Annotated in this window: 27 protein-coding genes; 8 read left to right on the plus strand and 19 right to left on the minus strand. The window is 31.9% G+C overall.

Annotation, left to right across the window (positions count from 1 at the left end; translation table 11 throughout):
* Position 1: 1 nt before the first annotated feature.
* The 7 genes from UEQ13_RS08490 to UEQ13_RS08520 all read left to right on the plus strand — a co-directional run bounded on the left by UEQ13_RS08490 (position 2) and on the right by UEQ13_RS08520 (position 6,599).
* Positions 2-1,222 (plus strand): alpha/beta hydrolase, encoded by a 1,221-nt coding sequence (locus UEQ13_RS08490; RefSeq protein ID WP_329805917.1) that lies wholly within the window; start codon positions 2-4, stop codon positions 1,220-1,222.
* A 55-nt stretch (positions 1,223-1,277) separates the two neighbouring features.
* Positions 1,278-2,639 carry a DNA repair protein RadA gene (gene radA / locus UEQ13_RS08495; protein WP_329805918.1) on the plus strand — a complete coding sequence of 454 codons (1,362 nt, stop codon included), beginning with the start codon at positions 1,278-1,280 and terminating at the stop codon, positions 2,637-2,639.
* 11 nt (positions 2,640-2,650) lie between these two features.
* On the plus strand, positions 2,651-3,166 hold the full coding sequence (locus UEQ13_RS08500) for a hypothetical protein (protein ID WP_329805919.1): 516 nt from the start codon (positions 2,651-2,653) through the stop codon (positions 3,164-3,166).
* A gap of 88 nt (positions 3,167-3,254) precedes the next feature.
* Positions 3,255-4,019 carry a hypothetical protein gene (locus UEQ13_RS08505; RefSeq protein WP_329805920.1) on the plus strand — a complete coding sequence of 255 codons (765 nt, stop codon included), beginning with the start codon at positions 3,255-3,257 and terminating at the stop codon, positions 4,017-4,019.
* An 11-nt stretch (positions 4,020-4,030) separates the two neighbouring features.
* Entirely contained in the window at positions 4,031-5,644 is a 1,614-nt protein-coding gene (locus UEQ13_RS08510) for a DUF4139 domain-containing protein (protein ID WP_329805921.1), read from the plus strand.
* Positions 5,645-5,669: 25 nt separating this feature from the next.
* The gene (locus UEQ13_RS08515; RefSeq protein WP_329805922.1) at positions 5,670-6,098 is read left to right on the plus strand and encodes a hypothetical protein; all 429 of its coding nucleotides are present in this window, start codon (positions 5,670-5,672) and stop codon (positions 6,096-6,098) included.
* A gap of 111 nt (positions 6,099-6,209) precedes the next feature.
* The gene (locus UEQ13_RS08520; protein ID WP_329805923.1) at positions 6,210-6,599 is read left to right on the plus strand and encodes a hypothetical protein; all 390 of its coding nucleotides are present in this window, start codon (positions 6,210-6,212) and stop codon (positions 6,597-6,599) included.
* 60 nt (positions 6,600-6,659) lie between these two features.
* On the opposite strand, the gene UEQ13_RS08525 is transcribed toward UEQ13_RS08520, so the two are convergent.
* The 5 genes from UEQ13_RS08525 to UEQ13_RS08545 form a co-directional block, all read right to left on the minus strand.
* Positions 6,660-7,697 (minus strand): aldo/keto reductase, encoded by a 1,038-nt coding sequence (locus UEQ13_RS08525; protein WP_329805924.1) that lies wholly within the window; start codon positions 7,695-7,697, stop codon positions 6,660-6,662.
* 78 nt (positions 7,698-7,775) lie between these two features.
* Positions 7,776-8,231 (minus strand): DUF1569 domain-containing protein, encoded by a 456-nt coding sequence (locus UEQ13_RS08530; RefSeq protein ID WP_329805925.1) that lies wholly within the window; start codon positions 8,229-8,231, stop codon positions 7,776-7,778.
* Positions 8,232-8,249: 18 nt separating this feature from the next.
* Positions 8,250-9,026: a peroxiredoxin family protein gene (locus UEQ13_RS08535; protein ID WP_329805926.1), complete on the minus strand. Its 777-nt coding sequence runs from the start codon at positions 9,024-9,026 to the stop codon at positions 8,250-8,252.
* A gap of 67 nt (positions 9,027-9,093) precedes the next feature.
* Positions 9,094-10,059 carry an OmpA family protein gene (locus UEQ13_RS08540; protein ID WP_329805927.1) on the minus strand — a complete coding sequence of 322 codons (966 nt, stop codon included), beginning with the start codon at positions 10,057-10,059 and terminating at the stop codon, positions 9,094-9,096.
* A gap of 240 nt (positions 10,060-10,299) precedes the next feature.
* Positions 10,300-11,064, minus strand: coding sequence for an exodeoxyribonuclease III (locus UEQ13_RS08545; protein ID WP_329805928.1), 765 nt, complete (start codon positions 11,062-11,064; stop codon positions 10,300-10,302).
* A gap of 182 nt (positions 11,065-11,246) precedes the next feature.
* On the opposite strand from UEQ13_RS08545, the gene UEQ13_RS08550 reads away from it, so the two are divergent.
* The gene (locus UEQ13_RS08550; RefSeq protein WP_329805929.1) at positions 11,247-13,052 is read left to right on the plus strand and encodes a lysophospholipid acyltransferase family protein; all 1,806 of its coding nucleotides are present in this window, start codon (positions 11,247-11,249) and stop codon (positions 13,050-13,052) included.
* Between the two features lie 85 nt (positions 13,053-13,137).
* Here UEQ13_RS08550 and UEQ13_RS08555 read toward each other — a convergent pair whose 3' ends face one another.
* The 14 genes from UEQ13_RS08555 to UEQ13_RS08620 all read right to left on the minus strand — a co-directional run bounded on the left by UEQ13_RS08555 (position 13,138) and on the right by UEQ13_RS08620 (position 26,980).
* On the minus strand, positions 13,138-13,536 hold the full coding sequence (locus UEQ13_RS08555; RefSeq protein ID WP_329805930.1) for a DUF2752 domain-containing protein: 399 nt from the start codon (positions 13,534-13,536) through the stop codon (positions 13,138-13,140).
* A 37-nt stretch (positions 13,537-13,573) separates the two neighbouring features.
* Positions 13,574-13,957 (minus strand): DUF4234 domain-containing protein, encoded by a 384-nt coding sequence (locus UEQ13_RS08560; protein ID WP_166130083.1) that lies wholly within the window; start codon positions 13,955-13,957, stop codon positions 13,574-13,576.
* 55 nt (positions 13,958-14,012) lie between these two features.
* Positions 14,013-14,966 carry a 2-hydroxyacid dehydrogenase gene (locus UEQ13_RS08565; RefSeq protein ID WP_329805932.1) on the minus strand — a complete coding sequence of 318 codons (954 nt, stop codon included), beginning with the start codon at positions 14,964-14,966 and terminating at the stop codon, positions 14,013-14,015.
* A gap of 218 nt (positions 14,967-15,184) precedes the next feature.
* Entirely contained in the window at positions 15,185-16,189 is a 1,005-nt protein-coding gene (dusB, locus tag UEQ13_RS08570; protein ID WP_329805933.1) for a tRNA dihydrouridine synthase DusB, read from the minus strand.
* A gap of 310 nt (positions 16,190-16,499) precedes the next feature.
* The gene (locus UEQ13_RS08575) at positions 16,500-17,765 is read right to left on the minus strand and encodes a murein hydrolase activator EnvC family protein (protein ID WP_329805934.1); all 1,266 of its coding nucleotides are present in this window, start codon (positions 17,763-17,765) and stop codon (positions 16,500-16,502) included.
* Positions 17,766-17,787: 22 nt separating this feature from the next.
* Complete coding sequence (locus UEQ13_RS08580) at positions 17,788-18,552, minus strand: DUF4292 domain-containing protein (RefSeq protein WP_329805935.1); 765 nt, start codon at positions 18,550-18,552, stop codon at positions 17,788-17,790.
* A gap of 94 nt (positions 18,553-18,646) precedes the next feature.
* Positions 18,647-19,960 carry a tetratricopeptide repeat protein gene (locus UEQ13_RS08585; protein ID WP_329805936.1) on the minus strand — a complete coding sequence of 438 codons (1,314 nt, stop codon included), beginning with the start codon at positions 19,958-19,960 and terminating at the stop codon, positions 18,647-18,649.
* Between the two features lie 43 nt (positions 19,961-20,003).
* Complete coding sequence (locus UEQ13_RS08590; protein WP_329805938.1) at positions 20,004-20,546, minus strand: hypothetical protein; 543 nt, start codon at positions 20,544-20,546, stop codon at positions 20,004-20,006.
* Positions 20,547-20,659: 113 nt separating this feature from the next.
* Complete coding sequence (locus tag UEQ13_RS08595) at positions 20,660-21,670, minus strand: sugar phosphate nucleotidyltransferase (RefSeq protein ID WP_329805940.1); 1,011 nt, start codon at positions 21,668-21,670, stop codon at positions 20,660-20,662.
* A 100-nt stretch (positions 21,671-21,770) separates the two neighbouring features.
* Positions 21,771-22,205 (minus strand): dUTP diphosphatase, encoded by a 435-nt coding sequence (gene dut / locus UEQ13_RS08600; RefSeq protein WP_329805941.1) that lies wholly within the window; start codon positions 22,203-22,205, stop codon positions 21,771-21,773.
* 54 nt (positions 22,206-22,259) lie between these two features.
* A complete protein-coding gene (locus UEQ13_RS08605; protein ID WP_329805942.1) occupies positions 22,260-23,735 on the minus strand; it encodes a lipopolysaccharide biosynthesis protein in 1,476 nt (491 codons plus the stop codon).
* Between the two features lie 28 nt (positions 23,736-23,763).
* Positions 23,764-24,207 carry a hypothetical protein gene (locus UEQ13_RS08610; RefSeq protein ID WP_329805944.1) on the minus strand — a complete coding sequence of 148 codons (444 nt, stop codon included), beginning with the start codon at positions 24,205-24,207 and terminating at the stop codon, positions 23,764-23,766.
* Between the two features lie 2 nt (positions 24,208-24,209).
* Positions 24,210-24,635 (minus strand): GNAT family N-acetyltransferase, encoded by a 426-nt coding sequence (locus tag UEQ13_RS08615; protein WP_329805945.1) that lies wholly within the window; start codon positions 24,633-24,635, stop codon positions 24,210-24,212.
* Positions 24,635-26,980, minus strand: a complete 2,346-nt coding sequence (locus UEQ13_RS08620) for a S9 family peptidase (protein WP_329805946.1) — start codon at positions 26,978-26,980, stop codon at positions 24,635-24,637. Before UEQ13_RS08620 ends, UEQ13_RS08615 begins: the two co-directional genes overlap by 1 nt.
* Positions 26,981-26,999: the final 19 nt, after the last annotated feature.

Here is a 26,999-nt window from a genome sequence, read left to right on the forward strand (position 1 = left end):
TATGAAGATTAAATCTATCCTACTATTTTTAATGATTTCTATTGCTGCTTTTGCTCAAAAAGTGGACGAAAAAATTCATTCTAAAAAACTAAATGAAGAAAGAACTTTTTCAGTAATCACACCTGCTTCATATGAAAGTAATCCAACGAAAAAATATCCTGTTTTATTTTTATTAGATGGGGAATATTTAGCAGATCCTTTTTCTGGAATTTTAAAATACGGAAACTATTGGGATGATTTACCAGAAATGATAATTGTTGCCGTAAATCAAAATTATGGCGAAACACGTTTTAACGATAGCAACTACGGAGAAGACGGTTTACCAGCTGAATCTGGCGCGAAATTTTTCGAATTTATTGGTTTCGAATTGCTACCATACGTACAACAAAAATACAGAACGCTACCTTTCAGAATGATTGCCGGACATGATACTACAGCAGGATTTTTAAATTTCTATTTATATAAAGACGATCCAATTTTCAATGCTTTTATCTCGTTAGCTCCAGAAATGGCTCCAGCTATGGAAGATAGAATTGCGGAAAGATTAGGTAAAATTCAAAAACCAATTTTTTATTACCATGCTACTTCTACAGGCGATTTAGAAGAAATACAAGAAAAAACTAAGAAACTAGATGATGTGGCAAAAGATATCAAAAATCCAAATATGATTTACAGATATGATGTCTTCAAAAACACCTCTCACTATTCGTTAGTAGCAGAAGCTATTCCAAGTGCTTTTTACTTTATTTTCAACGGATATCAACCAATTTCAAAATTAGAATTCACTGAAAAAATTCTGAAATTAGACAAAGGATACGCCCAATATTTAATTGACAAATACGATTATATCGAAAAGAAAATCGGTATAAAAATACAACCCAGAATGTCTGATTTCAAAGCGATTGAAGCGGCAATTCTAAAAAATAAAGCCTACGATGAGTTTCAATTATTAGCAGAATATTCAGACAAGCAATATCCAAAAACGATGCTTGGAACCTATCAACGTGGTATGTATTTTGAAAAAACAGGTGATAGTAAAAGAGCCGCTAAAGAATACATGAAAGCGTATACACAAGAACCAATTGGCGATTTAACTAAAGACTATTTACTAGACAGAGCGGAAGCTTTAAAAGGTAAAAAAGACGAACCTAAAGTGGAAGAAGTTCCAACTGATGCGCCCGTTGAACCCGTTCCAACAGAAGCACCAAAAAAAGACGAATAATTCTGAAATAAAATATTATCAAGATTCTGAAATTAATTCAGAATAAATAAAAAAAATGGCTAAACTTAAAACTTCTTTCTTTTGTCAAAGTTGTGGGACTAACTATGCGAAATGGCTAGGACAATGTACATCATGTAAACAATGGAATACAATCGTAGAAGAAATTATTCAAAAAGAAGAAAAACAAGCATGGCGAAGTCCTTCATCTGAAGCTAAAAAAGTTGCCAAACCATTAAAAATAAATGAGATTTCCACTTCGGAAGAAGTACGAATGAACACCACTGACGGCGAATTAAATCGCGTTTTAGGTGGCGGATTAGTACCGGGCTCGTTAACGCTTTTAGGTGGCGAACCTGGAATTGGAAAAAGTACGCTATTACTTCAAATTTCATTAAAATTACCCTACAAAACCTTATATGTTTCGGGAGAAGAAAGTCAGAAACAAATAAAAATGCGTGCCGAAAGAATTACAGGTCAAACCGATAATTGTTTCATTTTAACCGAAACCAAAACACAAAATATCTTTCGTCAAATTGAAGAAATTAAGCCAGAAGTGGTGATTATTGATTCGATTCAAACCTTACATACTGAATATATTGAATCTTCAGCAGGAAGTATTTCTCAAATTAGAGAATGTACCGCTGAACTGATAAAATTCGCTAAAGAAACCAACGTTCCAGTGATTTTAATCGGGCATATTACGAAAGACGGAACCATCGCTGGTCCGAAAATTTTGGAGCACATGGTCGACACTGTTTTGCAATTTGAAGGCGACCGAAATCACGTATACAGAATTCTTCGCGCACTAAAAAACCGTTTTGGTTCAACCGCAGAACTAGGTATTTATGAAATGCTAGGAAACGGATTAAGAGAAGTAAGTAATCCATCAGAAATACTAATTTCTAACAAAGACAATTATTTATCAGGAACTGCAATTGCTACTACAATCGAAGGTATGCGTCCGTTAATGATTGAAATTCAAGCCTTAGTCTCAACAGCAGTTTACGGCACACCTCAACGCAGTACAACAGGTTATAATCTGAAAAGATTAAACATGATTTTAGCTGTTTTAGAAAAACGTGCTGGTTTCCGCTTAGGCGCGAAAGACGTGTTTTTAAATATCACTGGTGGAATTAACGTAGACGATCCTGCGATTGATTTAGCAGTTGTTGCCGCCATTTTATCTTCTAACGAAGACATTACCATTGATAAAGATTTCTGTTTTGCTGGAGAAGTTGGTTTAACTGGTGAAATTCGTCCGGTTAATAAAGTCGAGCAACGCATTCATGAAGCAGAAAAATTAGGTTTCTCCACTATTTTCGTATCAAAACACAATAAAATCAACCCAAAAGATTTTAAAATTGATGTTCGAATGGTCAGTAAAATTGAAGATTTAGTGGAACAATTGTTTGGGTAAATTATTTCAAAATGAAATCTAAATCAGAAATAGTTCAACTACTACAATCTTATCACGAATTAGGTGAAACAGAAGCCGCTGCCTTATTTTTATTAGAAGAATTCGACATCAAACATCCTAATTTTAAAGGTTTTGCCTTTAGAGAAAAAGCAGAACCCAATTTCATTTTATTCACAGCTGAAGGCGAAATTGGCGACCCACAAATCATACGAATTCCAGAAAATGCTTTCGAGTTTCCGTTTGAATTAGTCATTAATTTGTTGGCTCACGAAATGGTTCATGTTATTCAGAAATCAGCCGCATATAAAATTCAAGATCGAAACGAACGCGAATGGCAAGCGTATTATGAAATGTGTTTTCACGAAATTTTCCCAAAAGTTCCAAATGCTTCCAAATTCCAAAGAAATTTTTTCGCAAACAAAGCTTTAGAATATTATAATCGAATGGAAAAAGATGGTGAATTACAAAAAAAATACTTCAATCAAAAGATTGAAATTGAGCAGTTTATAAAAAATATAGAAAAATAATTCAATCCCTTTCCAACCTTTTCATTCGAATTGTAATCTATATAATTAGAACTTCAATTTAATGAGTTTTAATTTGAAAACAAGTATTATGAAAAAACAATTTTCCCTAGAAATACAAAATCCGTGTGAAGCGAAATTTAGTGAAATGACTCCAAATGCTCAAGGCTCATTTTGCAGTTCATGCGCAAAAAATGTAATCGATTTAAGTCGAAAAACCAATTCTGAAGTTGCGAAAATTTTAGCCAATTCAGAAGATTCTTCTATTTGTGCGCGTTTAAAAACTTCGCAACTAGAACAAGTTTTTGAACATAATGAAGCTTCAAAATTAACTACTTTCAAATATGCATATGCTATTGCTGCTTCAGTTTTATTGACTTCAAATATAGTAGCTCAAGAAAAAGAACCTGTGAAAATTGAAGTAGATTCTACCAAACCTCAACGAGTTATTATGGGGAAAATCGCTTACAGAGAACCTGTAAATAAGGTAATCTCAGTTACAATTCATGGAAAATTGTTAGATAGTAAAACCAAAAAACCTATTTCTGAAAAATTATATCCGAACTTATCCATTTACATCAATGGTGCTTCAAAAAACATAAAAATTGATGCGAAAACGGGCAAATTTGAAATTCCGGTTTTACTAAACGATGATACGAAAGAAATTAGCGTTCACATTAGTAATGATGATAAAAATTATAACAATACGTTTCAAATAGATTTGAAAGCAATTAAAAACAACAAATTGAATTTAAATATCAATATCAAACCCGAAGAAGAATTACAAAACTATATGATCATGGGTGGTTTAGGTATCAAAAATCACACATCCAAAAATAACAATTCAGAATCTTAAAAGTATCACTCATGAAAAAACTAATCTTATCCCTAACCTTTTTGGTCACAGCAATTTCATTTGCACAAAAACCAATTTTCACTTCAGCAAAAACAAAAGCGGCAACGGTTTATTTTTCTGGAGCTGAATTGTCTCAAACTACATCGGTAAACTTACCTGTAGGAACTAGCGAAATCGTAATTAAAAACGTAGCCGATTATTTAAATGAAAGTACGGTGCAAATTGGCGCACCAAATAGCTTAACGGTTTTATCCGTTCAGTTTACACAAAATTATATTTCGGAATATGAAATCGATGAGAGCAATCCAGCAATTAAACGTGTTCGAGATAGTATTACTTACGTTCAAAAAGAAATTAAGAAAATACAAATCGATAAATATTCGCACCAACAAACCATTGAAATGTTAGACCAAAACAAAGCCGTTGGTGGCGCTAACACAGGTTTAAATGTTGCGGAATTAATGAAATTGGTAGAATACTACAAAGCCAAAAGAACGGAGTTAGACAATGCCATTGTGACGTTATCAGAAAGAGAAACCAAATGGAACAAAACGCTTACGGACTTAAACAATAAATTAGTAATTAACACTCAAAAAGAAGACAAATCATCTAAAGGAAAACTGATTTTACAAGTCATGAATGAAGTGGCTGGAAATGTAAATTTAGATGTGACGTATATTACGAATTCCGCATCATGGCAACCTTTTTACGATTTACGTGCGGAAAATATCAACTCGCCAATTAATTTAATGTACAAAGCCAAAGTCGTACAAAGCACAGGAATCGATTGGAAAAAAGTAAAACTAACACTTTCAAGTGGCAATCCAAATCAAAACAATGTTGCGCCGTTGTTACAAGCTTGGTTTTTAAGATATGGTTATCCTGCGAATTATGGATATCAGAATTTTGACGCTCAGTCAAATCAATTAGAGGCAGTTACAATTCAAGCCAATGGAATTAAAAGAAAAAAAGCAGAAGTATCATCTGTTTCAAATTACACAGAAATCATTGAAAATCAACTTAATGTTTCCTTCGATATTGATATTCCTTACGATATTTTATCTAACGGAAAAGCACACAGTGTTGCGTTAAAAGATTTGAAATTACCAGCGACTTACAAATATTACGCGGTTCCAAAAGTAGAAAAAGAAGCCTTTTTATTAGCTGAGTTGAACGATTATTCAAAATACAATTTATTACCTGGTGAAGCAAATATTATTTTCGAAGGTATGTATGTAGGAAAAACGATGATTAATCCAAATCAAACGCAAGACACGTTGAATTTAAGTATGGGAAGAGATAAAAAAATCTCGATTAAACGTGAAAAAGTGGTAGATAAATCGGGAACAAAATTCTTATCTTCATACAAAGAACAAACGTTTACATACGATATTATTGTTCGAAACAACAAAAAAGAAGAAATCAATATGTTGTTAAAAGACCAATATCCGTTAAGCACAGATAAAGAAATGACGGTGGAACTTTTAGATAAAGATGGCGCAAAAGCCAATGAAGAAACAGGCGTTTTAACTTGGGAAATTAAACTAAAACCTAACGAAACCAAGAAATACAGAATCAGTTATAAAATTAAATATCCGAAAGATAAAGTGATAGGGAATCTATAGAAAACCACATATTAAAACCAATCCTATGAAAACGATTTATACAATTTTAATCTTACTATCTAATTTGACGTTATTCTCTCAAGTAGATAAAGTTATTGGCGATTACCAACTTTTATTTAAATATAAAGAAGGTGATTTAAAAGAATGGAAATTGACTTTAAACGAAGATGGAACATTTTTCTTCCACTATTATTCAAACGTAAAATTTGACGTTCCGACAGAAAAAAACATATATGGTAAAGGGACGTGGACTATGGAAAACAATGTGATTTCTTTCTTTTCCGATAAACAAAAAGACATGGATAAAAAAAACACTTTGGACTTTACAAATTCCAAAGCAAGATTTATAACAAAGTCTCCTAAAAACAAAACGGATCAAATAATTAAAACAAGACTTCAATTCTTAAAATCAGATATATTTTGGATGAAAAGAACTGAATTATTTAAGATCTAAAAGTTAGCACGCCTCACAACAGCAACCGAAACGTTAAACCGATTTTTCAACTAACCCAATAAGTTTTACTACTTGTTGGGTTTTTTATTACTTTTGAAAGAAATTCCACTCATGAACCAACCTTTTATCATTCCAACCATAACCACAAATGAAAATGGGATTTCTATTTTTAAAGATATAGACTTTTCTGTACAACAACGTGGTGGTTTATTTATAAGTGATCAAATTGGCGCACAAAATTTCCGATTACGAAAAAGTGATGTAGGTTATACCACAGATTTTCATTTAGCTGGTGATGCGACTTTTATTAGTATCCAAAAAGGAAGTTTAAAAATAGAATTGCAAAATGGCGATTTTAAAATTTTTATGCCTGGAGATTGTTTTATTGCGAAAGACAATTTACCAGAAAACATAGAATTCAATAGTGAAATTCACGGACATAAGGCGAGTGTTGTTGGCAACGAATCGCTTCAAGCTATTCATATTAAATTGAGTATTTAAAAACACCTCAACTAACACTAAAAAAACTCTAAACTAAAAACTAACAACTATTAACTCTTTTTAAGGTGCCGGATTTGGAATTAATTCCTGTATTTTATTAATTTCTTCTAAAACCGCATCCGTTAGCATCACATCAAAAGCATTAATATTTTCTTCTAATTGATCGATGGTTGTTGCACCAATAATAGTAGAACAAACAAATTCTTGATGGTTGACAAATGCGATAGCCATTTCAGTAATCGTTAAACCTAAACTATGGGCTAAATCTTGGTATAATTTTGTGGCTTTGTAGCAGTTTTCATTTGTGTATCTTACGAAATTCGGAAATAATTTCATTCGAGAATTTTCTGGAGTCCCATTTAAATATTTTCCAGATAAAAATCCGAAACCTAAAGGAGAATAGGCTAATAAACCTACATTTTCTCGCAATCCAATTTCTGATAAACCGACTTCGTACAATCTGTTTAATAAAGAAAACGGATTTTGAATCGTAGCAATTCTTGGTAAATTGTGTTTCTCGCTTTCGTTTAAAAACTTCATCACGCCCCATGGATTTTCGTTAGAAAGGCCAATGTGTTTTATTTTTCCTTCTTTGATTAATCCGTCAAAAATAGTTAAGACTTCAAAAATATTTTCTTGCCAATTCGTGTCAATTTTTTCCAAACCTCTTTTTTGAAACATATTCATCACACGTTCTGGCCAATGTGTTTGGTACAAATCGATATAATCTGTTTGTAGATTTTTTAAACTTAATTCGACAGCTTCCGTGATACTTTTCTTAGAAAAATCAAGTGGTTGACGAATGTATGTCATCCCTCTATTTGGTCCAGCAATTTTCGTAGCTACTACCAAATCGTCTCTTTTATGTTTGTTTTTCGCTAACCAAGTTCCGATATACCGTTCCGTGCTTCCAAAAATATGTTCGTTTCCGCCAATTGGATACATTTCTGCTGTATCAATAAAATTAATGCCACGTTCTACGGCATAATCCAACTGAAAATGCGATTCCGCTTCAGAGTTTTGATTTCCGAAGGTCATGGTTCCTAAACAGGCTTTACTAACTTTTAAATGGGTATTTGGAAGGGTTGTGAATTTCATTTTGTTATTCTGATTTTTTTTGAATGGCGAAGTTACGAAGATTCGTAAAAAGAAAAATCGAAGTCGTATAGATTTTATTTATCTCAAAATATCTTCAATAATTTTTAAGTGGTGTTTGGTATGAATGGATAAGAATTTTTCCGTTTTAGAAGCATTAATATCACCAAAAAAAGGATGCTTGAAATGCGCATTTATTGGAAAAGAACTTAGTTTTAAAATGTTAGTTTTAGCCAATTCTATTTTCGATTTCAATTCATTTGCTGTTGCCACATCAACGGGCATTACAATTTTAGGTGCTCTGGCTTTTCCACGTGGAATTTTACCTGTTGTAAAGACTATAAACTTGGGTAAATTAAATTTAGGTTGAAATGCTGACGGATTAGACACTTCTAATTGATCAACAATTCCGTTTATGACTAACAAACAATGATCAATTTGCCAACCAATAGAACTGCTTGAAATTTTAGAATTGGTTTTTTCCAAATTTGGAATGTGACTTTCTAATTGCAGAAGTAACTTGTGAAGTGGGTTCATGATTTTAGCGTTTAAAGATTATTTTAAATATTCATTTATCATTTTTTCAATTTTATTCATTAAATCAAAAACTAATAAATCATCAACAAGATGTATTTTTCTCTCTTTATCAATTATAATAGTTGTAGGATAAGCATTAACATAAAATTGCCTAATAACATCTCTACTGTTAGGTACTAAAGTAAAATTAAACTGCTTTTTTTTACCAAATTCCTCTAATTTTTTTTTCGAATCGAAGGTAATTGCAAAAAAAGCAACATCTTTATCTTTAAATTTTTCATGAATTTTATTTAAATCCGGAATTTCTTCCACACAAGGTTTACAGCCTATAAACCAAAAATTTAGCACAATTACTTTTCCTTTTAAGCTATCCAAAGTAAAATTATTTTCGGCAATATCTTTAAAGTTTAATTTTTCTAAAACAGTTTCGTGTTGTGACTTATACTTTTTCCGATCGTTAGTGATTTCATTTTTTCGGCTTACTTCTAACTGTTTTTTTTCCTTTGTAGAAAGTTTTTTATAAACTATATAAAACTGTTTTTTATTTTCACTTAGAAAATATTTCTTAGAATAAAAACCCAACAACTTATTGGTTTCTAAAGAATCTTTTATTTGTTTATTAAATTCAATGCCATTTTCCAAAAACATTTTTACTAATCTAAGTGTATCAGAAGTGGCGGTTTTTAAAAAAGCTTCTCTTTTTGTTTCCTTAAATTCTTTTGGTATAAAATTATATTCTTGTGACAAGCAATTATAACTAGAAAATAAAAACAAAAAAAATATTAATCTATTCATATAAATTTAGATATTAAAAAACCTAACAACTCGAAAATTGTTAGGTTTAATGATTTCAATTTGAAAATTAAATTTCGTTTAACAACTTAGACAATTCGTCTAATTTTGGCTCTAAAATAATTTCAATTCTACGATTTTTTGCTTTCCCTTCAGCTGAATCATTACTTAACAAAGGCGCAAATTCACTCCTTCCAGCAGCTGTTAAATTCGCTTTATTTACTTTAGGATTTCCAATTAATATATTTACAATTGACGTTGCACGTTTTGTAGATAAATCCCAGTTATTTTCGATACCACCAGCTAAAGTTCCTGTTATTTTATCATTATCCGTATGCCCTTCAATTAAAACTGATAAATCAGGATTATCACCTAAAACTTTACCTACTAAATCAACAGCTTTTTTTCCTTCACTTCCTACAGTATAGCTTCCTGATTCGAAAAGTAATTTGTTTTCCATAGAAACGTAAACTTTTCCATCTTTTTCAGTAACTGTTAATCCTTTTCCTTCGAAAGCTTTTAACGATTTAGATAACGTCTCTCTTAATTTTTTCATAGCTGCTTCTTTGTCAGCCATAATTTTTTCTAATTCTGCTAAACGCGTAGATGATTTTAATAAATCGGCTTTCAATTTATTTAATTTGTCTTGCTCCGCAGTCATCGCTTTTTGTTTGGCTTCTAATTCTGCTAACAACTCACGATTTTTCTTAATATTCGCATCTAAAGCTTCATTACTGTCTTTTTCAAGCGCCGCATATGACGACTTTAAATTGTCTAAACTCTTTTTAGTTGCTGCATAATCTGCGGCTAATTTATCGCGTTCCGCTTTTAATTTTTCTGCTTCGGTTTTATATTTATCTAAATCGGTTTTTAAAGTTCCGTTTTCTGTTTTTAAACCATCATTTTCATCTGATAACGTATTACGTTCTTTTTTAAGTTCGGCAAACTTATTTTCTAAATCTTGATAGATTTTTTTAGAAACACATGATGTACTCACGGTTAATACCAATACGGCTAGGGCTACTCTTCTTATCATGTTATAAATGTTATAAATATATGATTCCGCTAAAAATATGTGATTCCGCTGGAATCTGGTTTGTGAATAATTGATTTTGTTTATAAATATATGATTCCGCTGGAATCTGGTTTGGTGACTTAGGCTTACGAAGTCACTTTTGTTTATCTGTTAGACGTTTATTTTTTCTATTTGGTTGGTTATAAATATGTGATTCCGCAGGAATCGGTTTTATTAATTGTTAATCTCTTTATTCTAATTCTAAAATTCTAATTCTACTAAAACTGGGCAATGGTCTGAATGTTTGGCTTCTGGTAAAATTAAGGCTCTTTTGATTTTATCTTTTAACGGTTCGGCGGCTAAACAATAGTCGATTCTCCAACCTTTATTATTATTTCGGGCATTCGCTCGATAACTCCACCAGCTGTAATTATGTGGTTCTTTATTTAAATGACGAAACGTATCAATCATTCCTGTTTTCATAAAACCATCTAACCAAGCGCGTTCTTCTGGCAAAAATCCAGAAGTTTTTTCATTTCCTTTTGGGTTATGAATATCAATCGCTTCGTGACAAATATTATAATCGCCACAAACTACCAAATGGGGAAGTTCTTGTCGCAAATTCACGATATATTGTTGAATATCATCCATGTATTGAAACTTATATCCCAATCTATCATTATTTGTTCCCGAAGGCAAATACATGCTCATTACAGACAAATTATCATAATCGACACGTAAATTTCTACCTTCAAAATCCATTGCATCCAATCCGGTTCCGAAAACTACATTTTTTGGTTCGGTTTTACATAAAATAGCGACACCACTATATCCTTTTTTCTGTGCGGAAAAATAATATTGAAAGGGATAACCAGCAGCTGTAATTTCTTCTGTAGGAATTTGATCCTCAGTCGCTTTAATTTCTTGTAAACAAATCACATCTGGATTCGCGCTTTGTAACCATTCAATAAATCCTTTGGTTATTGCGGCTCTAATACCATTTACATTATAGGAAATAATCTTCATTTTTATTTTTTCTAATTCTCAAAAATAGAAAAAGTTTTCAATAAAACGGCTTATTGAAGAAGTATTTTATAAATATTTTAGCAAACCCTACTTATTTTTAAATTGTTAGCAATTGTGCATTTTTGATGGCACAAAATTCAATAGAATTGTTATCTTTGTTACTTGCTCAAAACACAAAATAGATGGGATTAGTTACTGCAAAAGAAGTAGCCAAAGCAATAAATACGGACAAATACGGAATTTTCGGAACATTTTCTGGGTGGTTACTCATGAAAGTACTTAAAATTTCCACACTTAATAAAATCTATAATCGAAATAAGCACTTAAGCGATTTGGAGTTTTTAAATGCGATTTTAGATGAGTTTCAAATTAAGTTTGAAATTCCCGAAGAAGATTTAAAACGCTTACCAAAAGACGGCGCTTATATTACCATTTCAAACCATCCTTTAGGTGGAATTGATGGTATTTTATTATTGAAATTAATGCTAGAACGCGAGCCGAATTTCAAAATAATTGCTAACTTTTTATTACACAGAATTGAACCGATGAAACCGTATATTATGCCGGTAAATCCGTTTGAAGATCACAAAGATGCTAAATCTAGCGTGGTTGGAATTAAAGAAACCTTACGTCATTTAAGTGACGGAAAACCATTAGGGATTTTTCCTGCTGGAGAAGTTTCAACTTATAAAGACGGGAAATTAATTGTAGACAAACCTTGGGAAGAAGGCGCTTTGAAAATTATCAAAAAAGCTAAAGTTCCTGTGGTGCCAATTTATTTTCATGCACACAACAGTAAATTATTTTATCGTTTGTCTAAACTAAACGACACATTGCGTACTGCAAAATTACCAAGTGAATTGTTAACTCAAAAACACCGAGTAATTAAAGTTCGAATTGGTAAACCGATTTCTGTAAACGAGTTAAACGAACATGAAACGATTCCAGAATTTGGAGAGTTTTTAAGAAAGAAAACCTATATGCTTTCTAAATCTTTTGAAGAAAAAGAAGAAGAAAACTTTAAATTAACTTTTCCGAAATTTACTAGTAGTCCAAAAGCTGCTAAACAAATTGTAAAACCTGCTAATCACGAACAAATTATTGAAGAAATTAATTTCTTAAAAGAAGGCGATTATCAATTATTACAAAGTAAAAACTACAGAGTATTTTTAGTAACCGCTGAAAAAATTCCAAATATTTTACACGAAATTGGCCGTTTACGTGAAATTACATTTAGAGAAGTTGGCGAAGGAACTAACGAAGCGATTGACTTAGATAAATACGACCAATATTACCACCATATGTTTTTATGGGACGAAGATGCCCAAATGATTGCTGGTGCCTACAGAATGGGATTTGGTTCAAAAATATTTCCAAAATACGGTTTAGAAGGTTTCTATTTAAATGAACTTTTTAAATTCGAACCAGAATTAAACGACATGATGAGCCAATCTATTGAAATGGGTCGTGCTTTTATCATCTCGGAATACCAACAAAAACCAATGCCTTTGTTTTTACTTTGGAAAGGAATTGTACATACGACTTTACATTATCCAGAACATAAATTTTTAATTGGTGGCGTGAGTATTAGTAATCAGTTTTCAGAATTTTCTAAATCGTTAATGATTGAATTCATGAAGTCTAATTATTACGATCCGTATGTGGCGCAATATATCAAACCTAAAAAAGAATACAAGGTAAAACTAAAAGATGCCGATAAAGATTTCGTATTTAATGAAGCGGAAGCCGATTTAAATAAATTCGATAAAATTATTGATGAAATCGAACCAGGTTCTTTACGATTACCTGTTTTAATTAAGAAATATATCAAGCAAAACGCTCGAGTTGTAGCTTTTAACGTAGATCCAATGTTCAACAATGCCATTGACGGATTGATGTATATTAAAATTTCGGATATTCCTGAAAGTACCGTAAAACCAGTAATGGAAGAATTTCAAGCAGAATTAGAAAGAAAGCACAAAGGGTAATTTTTCGGATGGAGAAATGAGCGATTTGAGTAAATTATATGATACTTACTTAACACTCGACTCTTTTTACTTGGCTCTTTATAAATTACCTCCAAATAGATTCTTTTAAAATAGAATCCCACGAATTATTTTTTATAAAAAGTACAATTCTAATTAAATGATATACAATTAAAAGTGCGACAAAAACATACGTCCACTTTTTTTTGTTGAATGTATTTGCGAAAAACGGTTTCTTGTAATATAATTCTAAACTTAATTTGATTAAGAAGTATATTGATAAAACCAATACTACTGGTCCAAACAAGTGAAAAGTAATGCTTTTAAGTAAATCTCCTTCGTATAAATACACTAAAGATTTCGTAATTCCACAACCTGGACAAGGAAAACCCGTTAGCATTTTAAACGGACAAAAAGATTGTTCGCTTTCTAAACTTCCATTATTGGTTAGGAGTATAAAAAAAGGAATAATTAGTACGAGTAACACACTAATTATCCCTATAATTCTATATTGAATAAATTTATTAATTGTATAATTTATTTAATTCCGATTGTACAATCATGGCAGCAATCATAGGAAAGAAAAATCCTAAAATTAATAACAAAACCGAATCATCTTTTTGTGGTTGCCCTGTTAATTGGTAAATTCTTGGTAAACCATCTCTACCAACTAACCAGTAAAAAAACAAGTTTAATCCACAACATCCTGTAATTAATGCTATTGTTGGCGACACTACTTCTTTTTCATTAGCGGCGTTAATTACTTCTGCTGCTTTCACATTCCAGTAAATCAAATACAATCCACAGGTTAAAAATCCAAAAATAAGAACCATTACTGGATCTACTTTAAAAAAAGGAAGATTTGGCTTTTGCGTATTCCATTCTTCTTGTTTAGTAACTTCATGCATAATTTTATAGTTTTAGTTTTTAGTTATAATGTTAGTAGTGAATTATTAACATTTGTTACAAATACAAACTAATTATTTTATTTACAATGACTTGTGCTAATTTTTCTTTACTTTCAATTGTCCAACCCGCAATATGTGGAGTTAATATTACATTATTTGCATGAAGTAAATATTCGAAAGCTTCTGGTTTCTCGCCCTCAAATAAAGTTTCGAAAGATAATTTTTCGTATTCTAACACATCTAAACCCACTCCTAAAATTTTTCCAGATTGTAAGGCAGCTACTAAATCGGCAGTAACTACACTTTTTCCTCTTGCTGTATTAATCAACCAAAATGGTTTAGCAAATTGATTGATAAAGGTTGCATTTACCATTTTATCCGTTTCTGGTGTCCAAGGAATGTGCAAACTCAATACATCTGCTTTTTGTTGTATTTCTTCCAGAGAAACTTGTTTCGCATTTTCATCACCCACATTTGGCAAAATATCATAGCCTAAAACTTCCACATCAAAACCTCGTAGTTTTTTGGCGAAAGATTTCCCCATATTTCCGTAACCGATAATTCCGATAGTTTTTCCGTCTAATTCGGTTCCACGATTACTTTCTCGGTTCCAATGTCCGGATTTGACTTCTTTATCCGCAATATTTAATTTATTAAAAAGTGACAAAATCATTCCTAAAGCGTGTTCACCAACTGCATTACAATTTCCTTCTGGTGCTGCAATAAGTTTGATGTTTTTACTTACTGCGTACTCACAATCGATGCTTTCTAAACCTGCTCCAACTCGGGCAATAAATTGTAAGTTTATTGCTTTATCTATAAAGTTTTTATCAATTTTAAATCGGCTTCTAATGACAATTCCGTGGTAGTTTTCAATTTTGTTTTCCACTTCTTCTTTGGTGGAAGTGAAATCGGCTTCGTTACTGAAACCTGCTTTTTCTAATTGCTCCCAAAGTAAAGGATGATTAGAATCGATATGAAGAATTTTAACTTTTGACAAATCTGACATGGCGTTGTGTTTTAAAACGGAAAGTTAGATTATTTCGCAGAGAAACGCAAAGATTCAGAGAAAAACGCGAAGATTTGAACACAAATTATCACAGATTTCACAAATTGATTAGTTTGTAAAGTTTGCGTAAGATCCTTTCAGGATGACAAACTAAGTGGTGAGTTTTAACTGAAAGAATAGTAGAGAATCTGAAACGAGTTTAGATTGACAAAAAAATCTTATTGCCCAGTTAAAGCATTATCGTAATTCGCGTACACTTCTTTTATTTCATTAAAAACATCAAATAATTCGTTGTGTCCGTCGGAAGTTACTAAGCGTTGCTTGTATTGTTTGAAGTCTTGAATACCTTTGAAGTAATTAGTGTAGTGACGGCGCATTTCTACGATTCCCACGCGTTCCCCTTTCCATTCCATTGACCAGATTAAGTGGTTTTGAGCCGCTTCTACTCTGTCCGCAACGGTTGGTGGCGCTAATTTTTCACCGGTTTTGAAAAAATGTTTGATTTCGTTAAAAATCCAAGGATAACCGATGGCAGCACGACCAATCATCATTCCGTCTAAACCGAATTTGTTTTTATATTCTAAAGCTTTTTCTGGAGAATCGATATCACCATTTCCGAAAATCGGCATGGAGATTCGAGGATTGTTTTTGATGCGTTCAATATGTGTCCAATCGGAATGACCTTTATACATTTGAGCACGCGTTCTGGCGTGAACTGTTAAAGCTTGCACACCAATATCTTGTAAACGTTCAGCGACTTCATCAATATTGATAGAACTTTCGTCCCAACCTAAACGGGTTTTCACCGTTACTGGAAGACTTGTTCCTTTAATAACTGCTTTTGTTAAGCGCACCATTAAATCGATGTCTTTTAAAACTCCAGCACCAGCGCCTTTACAAACTACTTTTTTTACGGGACAACCAAAATTAATATCTACTAAATCAGGTTGAACGGTGTCTACAATTTTAGCAGACATTTCCATAGCTTCTTCATCACCACCAAAAATTTGAATACCAACTGGACGTTCGTAATCGAAAATGTCTAATTTCATTTTGCTTTTCATGGCATCACGAATTAAACCTTCTGATGATATAAATTCAGAATACATCAAATCGGCTCCGTGCATTTTACACAAACGGCGAAATGGCGGATCGCTTACATCTTCCATTGGAGCAAGAAGTAAGGGATAATCGGGCAAAATGATGTTTCCTATTTTTGGCATGGTGCAAAGATAATATAAAGTTGGAAGTTGGAAGTTGGAAGTTGGGATTTTTTTTAAAAACACATAGGCACATAGATTTTTAGAAATCGTTTAGACGCTTCGTTTAAAATAAGAGCATATAGAAAACTGCCGATTGAACGAATTTTGTAAAAAAGTATTCTGAAAATGATAGTTGTAATCTAGCCCCGATAGTAGCGGCATCTTTTTTAAAATTGTTCCTTTAGATTCACGAAAGGAACAATTTTAAAAAAATATAGCGGATAGCGGGACGTTTAGTCTTTTGAAAAGAAATGTGCTGCTTCTAAAAAAATTATTTAGGTGCAATCCAACTTTTAGGATTTAATACGGTAGTATTTTGATTGATAACAAATTTTAATACAGAATTTCCTTTAGCATTAGTTTTGATTTTACCTAAAACTTGTTTGGCTGACACTTTATTTCCAACCGAAACCGAAACGTTACTTAAGTTACTATATGCCGTGAAGAAATCTCCGTGACGCACAAGAACCGTATAAGTATTAGTAGTTTGAGACACTTGAACTCCAGATACTTCACCACTAAAAACGGCCATTGCAGAAGAACCCGGATCAGTTGTAATATCGATTCCACTGTTATGAATGACGATATTTTTATAATCTGGATGCGGGACATCTCCGTAACCTGTTGAAATATAACCTTTAGCAACTGGCCAAGGTAATCTACCTTTATTAGCTTTAAAACTGTCTGAAGATAATTTACCTTCTGGTGTTAATTCAATTTTTGTAGAAGAAACAGGTGTTACTTTTACAGGAGTTGTAACGCCGTTCTTTTTAGCTGCTGCTTGTTGTTCTGCTTTTCTTTTTTTATTTTCTGCGGCAATCGCATCGTTAATCATTTTTTTGATTTTCTTATCGATAGCTTTACGCTCTTTATCCATTTTAGCAATTTCTGCTGCAATTTTTTTCTTGTCTTTTTGGATTAATTTTGCGGTTTGTTCTTTTTCTTGCTTTAGTTTTTCATGTTCCGCTTTGATTTTTGTTTTTTCAACAATCACCACTTCTTTCTCCTTTTTGTTGGTTTGTAAACTAGTAACCGCAACACCTAATCTGGTTTGTTTGATTTTAATTTCTTCCGCTTGACGTTTTCTATACCCTGCATATTGCTTCATATATTGCATGCGCTTGTAGGCTTGCAAAAAACTATTTGAAGACAACACGAACATAATTCGGCTTTGTTCTGAACGGCTTTTATACGATTTTACCATCATTTTCGCATAATCTTCTTTCATGATTTTCAAATCCTTATTCAACTTATTAATTTCTAATTGCGTTAAATAAATATTGTCATCTAAAATTCGAGCTTGTTTGGCGATAGTAGAAATGATTTTTTCAGAAATTTTAATTTGCGCTTCCTGACCAGCAATTTCTTTTAAAACTGATTTCTCTTTCTTCTTTTCGTTCTGAAGTTTAGTTTTGGCTTCAGACAATTCTCTTTGTAATTGTTCTTTTCTTTGTTCCAACTTTTCTTTCTCGTCAATTTGCGCAGAAACGGACAAGGTGAAAAACACAACGAATAGGGTTAAAAGAAATTTGTTCATGCTAGAATTTTTTTTTGCGAAATTAATCTATTTTTATTTTAGAATACCCATCTGGAATAGAATAAGGATACGATAATGCTTCATTAAACGTAATTTTTTTATATTCTACCTCAATTTTCACCTGATCTTGCTGATTGGCTAAAATAGAAACGCCAGTTGGTAGGAACATATTGTCCTGATTCGTAAAAGACGGATAATTTACCAATACATTTCTGTTTTTAGAAGTTTGGTTGATGAATTGCTTCTTTAATAAATAATTTGCAGTTTCAAAACTGAATGCTTTTTCGATATCTGTTTTATTTTTCGATTTCAATTGAAATAAATTATCGGCAATTTCTGCGATAAATTCTTCTTTCGTTAAATTATCAATTGGTCTTCCTAAAAGTAAATTTTGCACTTTTTGAAAATCTAAATCGGTACCTAACATTTTAGTTAAGATAGAATAATCTCCATCAAAATACGTGTTGTTTATTTTTTCATAATAACTCACACGTGTTGGTGTGATATATGCTTTTGCCATTGGAATTCCGAAAAATTTCAGGTTAATCCAAATGATTTCATCTTTTTTAATTCTGATATCCGCATTAATGGAAATAGATTGTTTTTTATCCTGATATTCTGCAGAAGAACGAATAGAAGCGGTTTGAAAATTCAGCACATTTTCATAATGTTTTTGAATGATTTCTTTGGCTCTGTTTTTTGATACTGCTTGTTCTGCAACTGCTTGTTCTGCAACTGTTTTTTTTGTTTTGCAAGAAAAAGAAAGACTTGCTACTACAACAAGCAATAAAAATCTATTCTCGATACATTTTTTACTCCTTCCAAAAAAGGAATAAATAATACTCGAACTGACGTTTTTTATTTTATTTGAATTTTTCATATTATTTTTTAGATAAGGCATCTAATCTTTTTTGATAGGTTTGTTTCATTTTTGTGTCTGATAATCCGTCGGCACAAATTATAAATTGTTTGCAAAATCCGGCATCTAAATTTGGGTTATCAATTACGTATTCAATTCCCATTTCTAAAAAGTCTTTTGCTTTTTTAAAGTTTTTCAAGTTGTTATTTCCTTTTCCTGCGTAATAATACAAATTGGCTTTGGTTGGAAATAAGTCGATATATTCTTCAGATTTCTTGGCCATTTTTTCATATTGCTTGTTGAAATCGTAAATATTCAAAAGCAAATCGATGGCTTCAATATCATTCCCATTTGACTTTTCCACGTATTTTTGAGCCAATTCGAAATTATTTTTATTGTAAAAAAACTTTCCTAATTCTTTGTTGACATCCATTCCAATAGTATTGTCGAAATACGTTAACGTATTGTCAATTTCTGTTAGCAATTGTGGGTTTTTTGTCGCAAAAATCAAAAACTCGTTTAATACTCGGTGTTTGATTTTAAAGTCGATTTTATTGCTTTTCACTACTCTTTTATACGATTCTGTAGCTTTCGGAATATCGTTGGCATTGATGTGGAATTTGATTAGACTTACGTGTACTAAATCGGAATTTGGTATTTCTTTTTCTAGTAATAAAGCCGTTTCAAATGCTTTTTGTTCTTGATTTTCTGTGGAATATTGATAAATTAAATCGATATAATTTTGCTCCGATTTTGGATTGCTTTTTATGGCGGCTTCTAAGTCGGCAACTTTTGGTTTTACACCATTCGACATACTTTGAATTTGCATTTGGTAGGTTTCCATGGCTTTAGTCAAAGTTCCTTTGCTTTCAATATCGTCAATTACGATTTTGGCTTTATCAAATTGCTGCGTAGTCATGTACAACGACACCAAATCTTCTTTCATATTTGCATCGAAAGTTACTAGTTTTTCGACAATTGGAATAGATTTATTGAAATTTTTAGTTTGGTAATAGACGTCGTACAAACCGTTCCAGTACCAACGTTGTTTGGGTTCTAAATCGACTGCTTTTTGAAAGGCCGCTTCCGCTTCCACATAATTTCTTTGGTTCAAATAATTAACCCCTAATTGATAGTGAACTTCTGGATTATTGGGTTCTTTTTGCAAACATTTCTCTAATGAAATAATGGCTTTGTCGTAATTTTCAATCGCTTTTTGTTTTAAAGCTTCATAAAAATTAGTTTCAAATTCATTTTCCGCAGTTTCCACTTCTTCTGGATTGACTTGTCCGAAAGAAAGTTGAAAAAGAAAAAGAAATGCTATTATTTTTTTCATGTTTTGTTGTTACGCAGATATTACTAAAACTTCAAAGCGTTGATTAATTTAACTTAATTTTTAATTTTTTAATAATTCCTTTTTTAGCAAGTTCATAGTCGTCGCCTACAAGAAAATATTTTCCGTTTTTATTTATTACTCTATTTTCAAAATCTTCATTAACAGAACAGAAACCTTTTGTTTTAGCCACTTCTTCCCATTCTTTATTTTTGAAAGTCCAAATATAAATATCATACCACCAACCTTCATGCGTTTTTGAAAATATTATGATTTCATTACTTCCATCTTCATTGACATCAATTGTTTTTGCAATACAAATTGCTTCACAAGGATAAAAACCCATTTCGAAATCATTATTTGAAAACTTGATGTTTATAATATACTCAACAACTTCATTTGGATCTGCATCTTTATCTTTATACATATCAATAATAGCATAATCATTTATTTTATTATTATCCACATCACCAATATCAAACTTTACGGTTTTATGAATTGAATCTTTATATGCGATTTCCACTTCCTCCAGATTGACTTGTCCGAAAGAAAGTTGAAAAAGAAAAAGAAATGCTATTATTTTTTTCATTTGTTTATAGGCACGCTGATTTTACTGATGCTTCGCAACGCTGATTTATTGGATTTTATTTTTTATTCGGATTATGAGATTGCTTCGTTCCTCGCAATGACAAGTATCAAAAATTATTCCATTGTTGAATAGTCGCCTAAACTTACGCTGGTGAAATCGCCATTATAGTTTACGTGATTTCCAATCATGGCGTTATCTAACTTTGCATTTTTAATATGTGCGTGTGTCTGAATTAAGCTGTTTTTGATTTTACTATTCTGAATATGTGAACCTTTTCCGATAGAAACATTTGGCCCAACAACTGAATCAATGATATACACATCTTCATCAATAAAACAAGGTTGAATGATTTGAGAATTGTCTAAACGAACATCTACAGCCACTAAATCTTCACCATCTTCTTGTAAAAATCCTAACATTCTGTTATTCGTATCAACAGTAACATCTTTATTTCCACAATCCATCCATTCATCTACTTTTCCTGGTACGAATTTCATTCCTTTCGCCATCATTTGTTTGATACCATCATTAATTTGGTATTCGCCACCGTGAATAATGTTGTTATCTAAAACCGCTTGCAATTCATTTTTTAAAACCGCAACATCTTTGAAATAGTAAATTCCAATTACGGCTAAATCCGATACAAATTCTTTTGGTTTTTCAACTAATTCTACAATTTCGTTGGCTTCATTTAAGTTGATTACACCAAACGCTTCTGGTTGCTCTACTTGTTTCACCCAAATTACAGAATCTGCTGTAGCATCTAATTCGAAATCTGCACGAATTAAAGTATCTGCATAAGCGATAACAGCTGGTCCGGATAAAGAATCTTTCGCACACATGATGGCGTGACCAGTTCCTAAAGCTTCGTTTTGGTAATAAATAGTTCCTTTTGCTCCAATTTTTGTAGCAATTGCCAGTAAATTTTTTTCTACAATTTCACCAAAACTTTCGTGAATGATAAACGCTACTTCCTCAATAGGTTGATTAATCACCTTGGCAATATCTTCCACCAAACGATGTACGATTGGTTTTCCTGCGATTGGAATTAATGGTTTTGGAATAGTTAAAGTATGAGGACGAAGACGAGATCCACGGCCTGCCATTGGTACGATTATTTTCATATGTTTTTTATTTTTTTACCGCAAAGTCACAAAGATTTTTCGCAAAGTTCGCAAGGTTTTGTTTATTTGTTTAAGACGTTAAGTCTTTTAAACTGAACACTTATTTAATTCCAGTACTTCCAAATCCGCCTTCGCCACGAGAAGTTTCTGTTAGTTCGATAGTTTCTTGCCATTCGGCGCGTTCGTGTTTGGCGATGATAAGTTGTGCAATTCTTTCTCCGTTTTCAATTACGAAATCTTCATTTGATAAATTTACTAAAATCACACCAATTTCACCACGATAATCGGCATCAACTGTTCCTGGAGAATTCAAAACGGTGATTCCTTTTTTGAAGGCTAAACCACTTCTTGGTCGTACTTGAGCTTCGAAACCAATTGGTAATTCAATAAAAAGTCCGGTTTTCACTAACGTTCTTTCTAATGGTTTAAGTGTGATTGATTCGGTTAAATTGGCACGTAAATCCATTCCAGCTGAAGCGTTAGTTTCGTAATTTGGCAATGGATGTTGCGATTTATTTATGATTTTTATTTGCATGATTCTTGAATTAAAATCTGACAGGTCATGAATACCTTTCAGGTTTATTTGATATTATTTTCGTTTAATAATTCTTAAAATTACTTCTCTTTCGTTTTTGTAAATATAATAACTAAACCCAATGATTGCAAGTATTCCGAAAATGTAGGTTTGTCTTAAAATATCTACATAAAATGAAATACAAGCCAAAGTTATCGAAGCAAAAAGGTAGATTAAAATCTTTTTCATTTCGAAAGGAATTGGATATTTTTCTCTTCCTAAATACCAAGAAATGACCATCATGCTTCCATACGCACAAATGGTTGCAATGGCAGAACCTACGTAGCTCATGTCGAATTTTACAATTAAAACATAGTTCAAACTTAAAGTAATTACGGCTCCAACTACTGAAATATAAGCCCCAATTATAGTTTTATCAATTAACTTATACCAAACGGATAAACTCGTGTAAATCCCTAAAAAGAAATTGGCAATGATGATTAATGGAACAATATTCATAGCTTCCCAATATTCTGGTTGTCTGACTAAAAAAAATTTCACAACATCTGCAAAAACAACGACAACTAATAAAATCAAAGAACCTAAAATGACAAAATATTTTGTTACTGTGGCGTAAGTTTGTGGTGCATTCGCATTTCCAGCTTGACTGAAGAAAAAAGGTTCGATACCCAAAGTATAAGCGGTTCGAAACAAAACCATAAACAAACCAATTTTATAACAAGCGGAATAGGCTCCAACCGCAGCTTTTGCAGTAGCTGGATCTAACCATTCTGACAATAAAATTTTATCTAAATGTTCGTTAATTCCGAAAGCCAAACCTGCGAATAAAATAGGCCAACCATATTTAAGCATTTGTTGCCAAAGCTCTTTATTAAACAACCAATTCGGTTGAAAATAATGTGGCATAAACAACACAAAAGTGAATAAACTTGCAATTAAATTCGCTAAAAAAACATAACCAATTTGATAGTCTTCAGAGTAAAAAGTACTCCAAAATCCTTGCGGATTAGCATGTGCTAATTTTGGTAAAATGGCCAATAAAAATACGTTCAACAACATATTAATAATGACATTTGAAATTTTTAAAACCGAATATTTGATTGGTCTTTGCTCTGCTCGAAGTTTGGAAAAAGGAATGATCACTAAGGCATCGAAAGCTAAAATCCAAATGGCGTAGTTGACGTATTCTTTATCTACGTTTAACAATCCTGCAAGTGTTTTTTGGAATAAAAGTGTGATGCATAAAAACAAAATCGTACTCCAAAATATAGAAACAGTTGCTGTGCTGATTACTTCTTTTTTGTTTTCTTGTTTATGATAAAATCTAAAAAAAGCAGTTTCCATTCCGTAAGACAATACAATATTAAAAAATATCATATAAGCATACAAAATTGTAACCTCTCCATACATTTCAGGTTTAGGCATGTAATTTGTATGCAAACCCACCAATAAAAAACTGATTACACGAGGCAATACAGTTGCAATACCGTAAATAAGGGTTTGTTTTAAAAGATTTTTATTAGCGCTCAATTTTTATTTTTTAGAACAACAAAAATAGTTAATTATTTCTTGGTTTTGCAGACGGATACACTAACATTGGTAATTCTTTTACATCATCTAAAATCACGCTACTTTCTTTTCCATCAATTTTAAAAAACACTTTGGCTTGGTTGTGTTTTAAATCGGTTATGATTGTTGGTGTAGGGACAGTTTCTTTCATATTATCAAATCGTCTGATTGAGGCTTGATAGGATAAATCTTCTACTTTTGTAATAATTCCTTCTCTTTCTTGAAATTGAATTTTTATTAATTCAATATTTGATGGTAAACTTTTCAATAGAGAAATATTTAAAATAGTTCCGCCACCAGCACCTTTTACGCCTCCAACCCAATTTTGATAGGTTATTTTTTCTATATATTGTTTTCCTTCTTGACTCAATTTTTCTGAAGAACAAGAATTCATATTTAAAAAAGCTACTATAATTAAGACGAATATTTTCATAATTATGAATTTAAAACTTTAACAAAATGAAAACCTTTTGGTTCAAATCCGTGATTGATGTAAAATTTTCCTGCTGCGAAATTGGTTGTAAACGCATCTAATACAATCTGATTTGCGTTAACTTTTTTCGCAATTTTATGTACTTCTTCAATTAAAATATCACCAATTTTTTGACCTCTAAAAGCTTCATGAACCACAAAACTGTCGATTTCAATATATTTCCCTGACCATAATTTCGTTCCAATCCAAACTCCTGTTAAAGCAATCGTTTGGTTGTTTTTTGTAACGATAATTTGTTGGTAATTAGCATTTAACATATCGTCTAAAAGCCTGCCATATTTTTCAATCGTAAAATCAGGATATAATTGTTTTACCATATCCAAATGTTGTAACATTTCTGTTTTTTGAGTTAAAATACGAATTTCCATTACTTTTTATCTAATAAATTTTCATTAAATAATTCTAAAATTCTTCTGTATTCATCTGTCCAAGAATACGATTTTAGAAAACCATGTGCTTCCACAGGAAAAACAGCTAAATCCCAATCTTTTTTTCCTAGTTCAATAAAACGTTGAGTGATTCTTACAATATCTTGAAATTGTACGTTGTCATCCACCATTCCATGAAGCATTAATAATTTGTCTTGTAAGTTATTAGCAAAATAAATGGGAGAACTTTTTTTATAAGCATCTGCATCTGTTTCTGGAAAATTTAAAATATTTGCCGTGTAACCTTGGTTATAATGTGCCCAATCGGTAACTGAACGTAAAGCTGCACCTGCTTTGAATTCTCCTGGTTTAGTTAACAATCCCATTAAAGTTATAAATCCACCATATGAACCGCCGTAAATTCCGACTTTATTCGCATCAATTCCTAATTTTTCCACTAAATATTTTTTTCCATCTAATTGATCTGATAAATCTTTTCCACCCATATGACGGTAAATTCCTGTTCTGAAATCGCGTCCGTAACCATCACTTGCTCGGTAATCGATATCTAAAACCGTATAACCTAAATCGGATAACATATTGTGAAACATGTATTCTCTGTGATACGTACTCCAATACTTGTGGGCGTTTTGTAAATATCCTGCGCCGTGAACAAAGATGATAGCCGCTTTATTTTTAGTTTCTACTTTCGGATTATAGACTCTTGCATAAACATCAGTTCCATCAGTGGCTTTAAAAGAGATAACTTCTGGTGTTTTCCAATTGTATTTTTTGAAGGCATCAGAAGTTGAAAACGTAATTTGTTTTAAAGTTGGATTCGATTTATTTTCAGCCACATAAATTTCCCAAGGTTTATTGATGTACGAATAACGTATTGCCAATTTGGTTTCATCTGGTGATAATTCAATTTCAAAAGCTCCGTCATTGGTTAGAATTGGTGTTTTCTTACCCAAATTAATATCCAATTTATAAAAAGACCGATTTCCTGGATGTGTTTCTGTAGTTGTAATGTAAAATGAATTAGACAATTTTGATAAAACTACCTCACGTACTTCCCATTTCCCATTGGTTAGTTGGGTTTTCTTTTTAGTTTCTAAATTATAAGTGTACAAGTGAGAAAACCCTGTGGCTTCTGATTGAAAATAAATCGTTTTGTTATCTGCTAAAAAACCTAAAGTTCCGTTACTGAAATTGTATCCTGGAATTCCTGGACCACCAATCCATGCTTCGTCGTGTTGGTACTCTAATTCTGTTATTGTAGCATTTTCTAGGTTTAATTGAAGAATCCAACGGTCTTTATTGTCTAAACTTCTCGCTTCAAAAACCGCTAAATTACCAGTGGCGTTATACACTGGAGCTTGCATAGTTATAGCTTTTTCAACCGGTTCCAAATCCTTTAAATTTTCATATTCTTGATAATACTTTGGAAAAGTTTTAATTCCAGTTAATTTAGAAAATGAGATTTGAAAAAAAGTATCTTTTTCTACATTATAGACATACATTTTGTGTTTACTAATGTTATTTACTGAAACCTTTTCACGTGCCGATTTATTTTTGGTATACCCATCACTTGTAATAAAATGTTCAACTTTTGTGTCTTTAGAAGTTGGATAATCCGATAATCTATAGGTTACGAATTTTCCGTTTGGATTGATTTTAATAGCTTCTACTGTATTAGAACCATAAAAAATCTCAGAAGGGAATTTTAATTTATTTTCTTCCGATTGCTTTTCGTTCCATTTTGATTTGGCGTTTTCTTCGTTTACAAATTGGAACAATTCCTTTTGTTGTAAGTTTAGAAAATTGTCTTTACTCGCATCGGAAGAAGCTGTACCGCTTTTGAAGTTAGTCAGTTGTAATAATTGAAAATTAACAACATTCAATTGATACATGTTTCTGTTTTGTTGAAAATAAATGATATTCGGGTTGACACTTCTTTGAATCGAATTGATAGTAGAAGTGGTTTGATAGATAACTTTATTTTCTTTTGTCTTTTTATGGTACGAAAACAAAGCGCCTTGATTGGTGTAATACACAACATCAAACTTCTCTTGTCCTTGATACTGAATTTCAGAAAAATTAATATCTGATTTTGGAAGCAATTTTGGTTCAGTGAAACCGTGTTGCCAATAATACGTTTGATCGCCAATTTGATTTTTTGGATTCCAATCGAAATAAATGGTTTTTCCATCTACCGACCAACGTGGATTAGAAGGTTGTTGTCCAATAAATTCATTGCCTTTCATAATTTCTTCTAATTGAAGATTTTGTGAAGATAATATTGAAGTAAATGCGAAAAGAAAAGCTGTAAAAAAATATTTCATAGTAGTTATTGGTCTGTTT

Source organism: Flavobacterium facile, assembly GCF_036321945.1.
GTDB classification, from domain to species: Bacteria; Bacteroidota; Bacteroidia; order Flavobacteriales; family Flavobacteriaceae; genus Flavobacterium; species Flavobacterium facile.

Excerpts from the sequence above, each read along its gene's own strand:
- UEQ13_RS08615 (WP_329805945.1), bottom strand. The coding sequence starts at position 24,635 with ATGGAAATTCGTATTTTAACTCAAAAAACAGAAATGTTACAACATTTG.
- dut (WP_329805941.1), bottom strand. The coding sequence starts at position 22,205 with ATGCAAATAAAAATCATAAATAAATCGCAACATCCATTGCCAAATTAC.
- UEQ13_RS08535 (WP_329805926.1), bottom strand. The coding sequence starts at position 9,026 with ATGAATAGATTAATATTTTTTTTGTTTTTATTTTCTAGTTATAATTGC.
- UEQ13_RS08525 (WP_329805924.1), bottom strand. The coding sequence starts at position 7,697 with ATGAAATTCACAACCCTTCCAAATACCCATTTAAAAGTTAGTAAAGCC.
- UEQ13_RS08575 (WP_329805934.1), bottom strand. The coding sequence starts at position 17,765 with ATGAACAAATTTCTTTTAACCCTATTCGTTGTGTTTTTCACCTTGTCC.
- dusB (WP_329805933.1), bottom strand. The coding sequence starts at position 16,189 with ATGCCAAAAATAGGAAACATCATTTTGCCCGATTATCCCTTACTTCTT.
- UEQ13_RS08550 (WP_329805929.1), top strand. The coding sequence starts at position 11,247 with ATGGGATTAGTTACTGCAAAAGAAGTAGCCAAAGCAATAAATACGGAC.
- UEQ13_RS08560 (WP_166130083.1), bottom strand. The coding sequence starts at position 13,957 with ATGCATGAAGTTACTAAACAAGAAGAATGGAATACGCAAAAGCCAAAT.
- UEQ13_RS08610 (WP_329805944.1), bottom strand. The coding sequence starts at position 24,207 with ATGAAAATATTCGTCTTAATTATAGTAGCTTTTTTAAATATGAATTCT.
- UEQ13_RS08565 (WP_329805932.1), bottom strand. The coding sequence starts at position 14,966 with ATGTCAGATTTGTCAAAAGTTAAAATTCTTCATATCGATTCTAATCAT.
- UEQ13_RS08620 (WP_329805946.1), bottom strand. The coding sequence starts at position 26,980 with ATGAAATATTTTTTTACAGCTTTTCTTTTCGCATTTACTTCAATATTA.
- UEQ13_RS08500 (WP_329805919.1), top strand. The coding sequence starts at position 2,651 with ATGAAATCTAAATCAGAAATAGTTCAACTACTACAATCTTATCACGAA.
- UEQ13_RS08585 (WP_329805936.1), bottom strand. The coding sequence starts at position 19,960 with ATGAAAAAAATAATAGCATTTCTTTTTCTTTTTCAACTTTCTTTCGGA.
- UEQ13_RS08595 (WP_329805940.1), bottom strand. The coding sequence starts at position 21,670 with ATGAAAATAATCGTACCAATGGCAGGCCGTGGATCTCGTCTTCGTCCT.
- UEQ13_RS08490 (WP_329805917.1), top strand. The coding sequence starts at position 2 with ATGAAGATTAAATCTATCCTACTATTTTTAATGATTTCTATTGCTGCT.
- UEQ13_RS08540 (WP_329805927.1), bottom strand. The coding sequence starts at position 10,059 with ATGATAAGAAGAGTAGCCCTAGCCGTATTGGTATTAACCGTGAGTACA.
- UEQ13_RS08545 (WP_329805928.1), bottom strand. The coding sequence starts at position 11,064 with ATGAAGATTATTTCCTATAATGTAAATGGTATTAGAGCCGCAATAACC.
- UEQ13_RS08590 (WP_329805938.1), bottom strand. The coding sequence starts at position 20,546 with ATGAAAAAAATAATAGCATTTCTTTTTCTTTTTCAACTTTCTTTCGGA.
- UEQ13_RS08505 (WP_329805920.1), top strand. The coding sequence starts at position 3,255 with ATGAAAAAACAATTTTCCCTAGAAATACAAAATCCGTGTGAAGCGAAA.
- UEQ13_RS08515 (WP_329805922.1), top strand. The coding sequence starts at position 5,670 with ATGAAAACGATTTATACAATTTTAATCTTACTATCTAATTTGACGTTA.
- UEQ13_RS08520 (WP_329805923.1), top strand. The coding sequence starts at position 6,210 with ATGAACCAACCTTTTATCATTCCAACCATAACCACAAATGAAAATGGG.
- radA (WP_329805918.1), top strand. The coding sequence starts at position 1,278 with ATGGCTAAACTTAAAACTTCTTTCTTTTGTCAAAGTTGTGGGACTAAC.
- UEQ13_RS08510 (WP_329805921.1), top strand. The coding sequence starts at position 4,031 with ATGAAAAAACTAATCTTATCCCTAACCTTTTTGGTCACAGCAATTTCA.
- UEQ13_RS08530 (WP_329805925.1), bottom strand. The coding sequence starts at position 8,231 with ATGAACCCACTTCACAAGTTACTTCTGCAATTAGAAAGTCACATTCCA.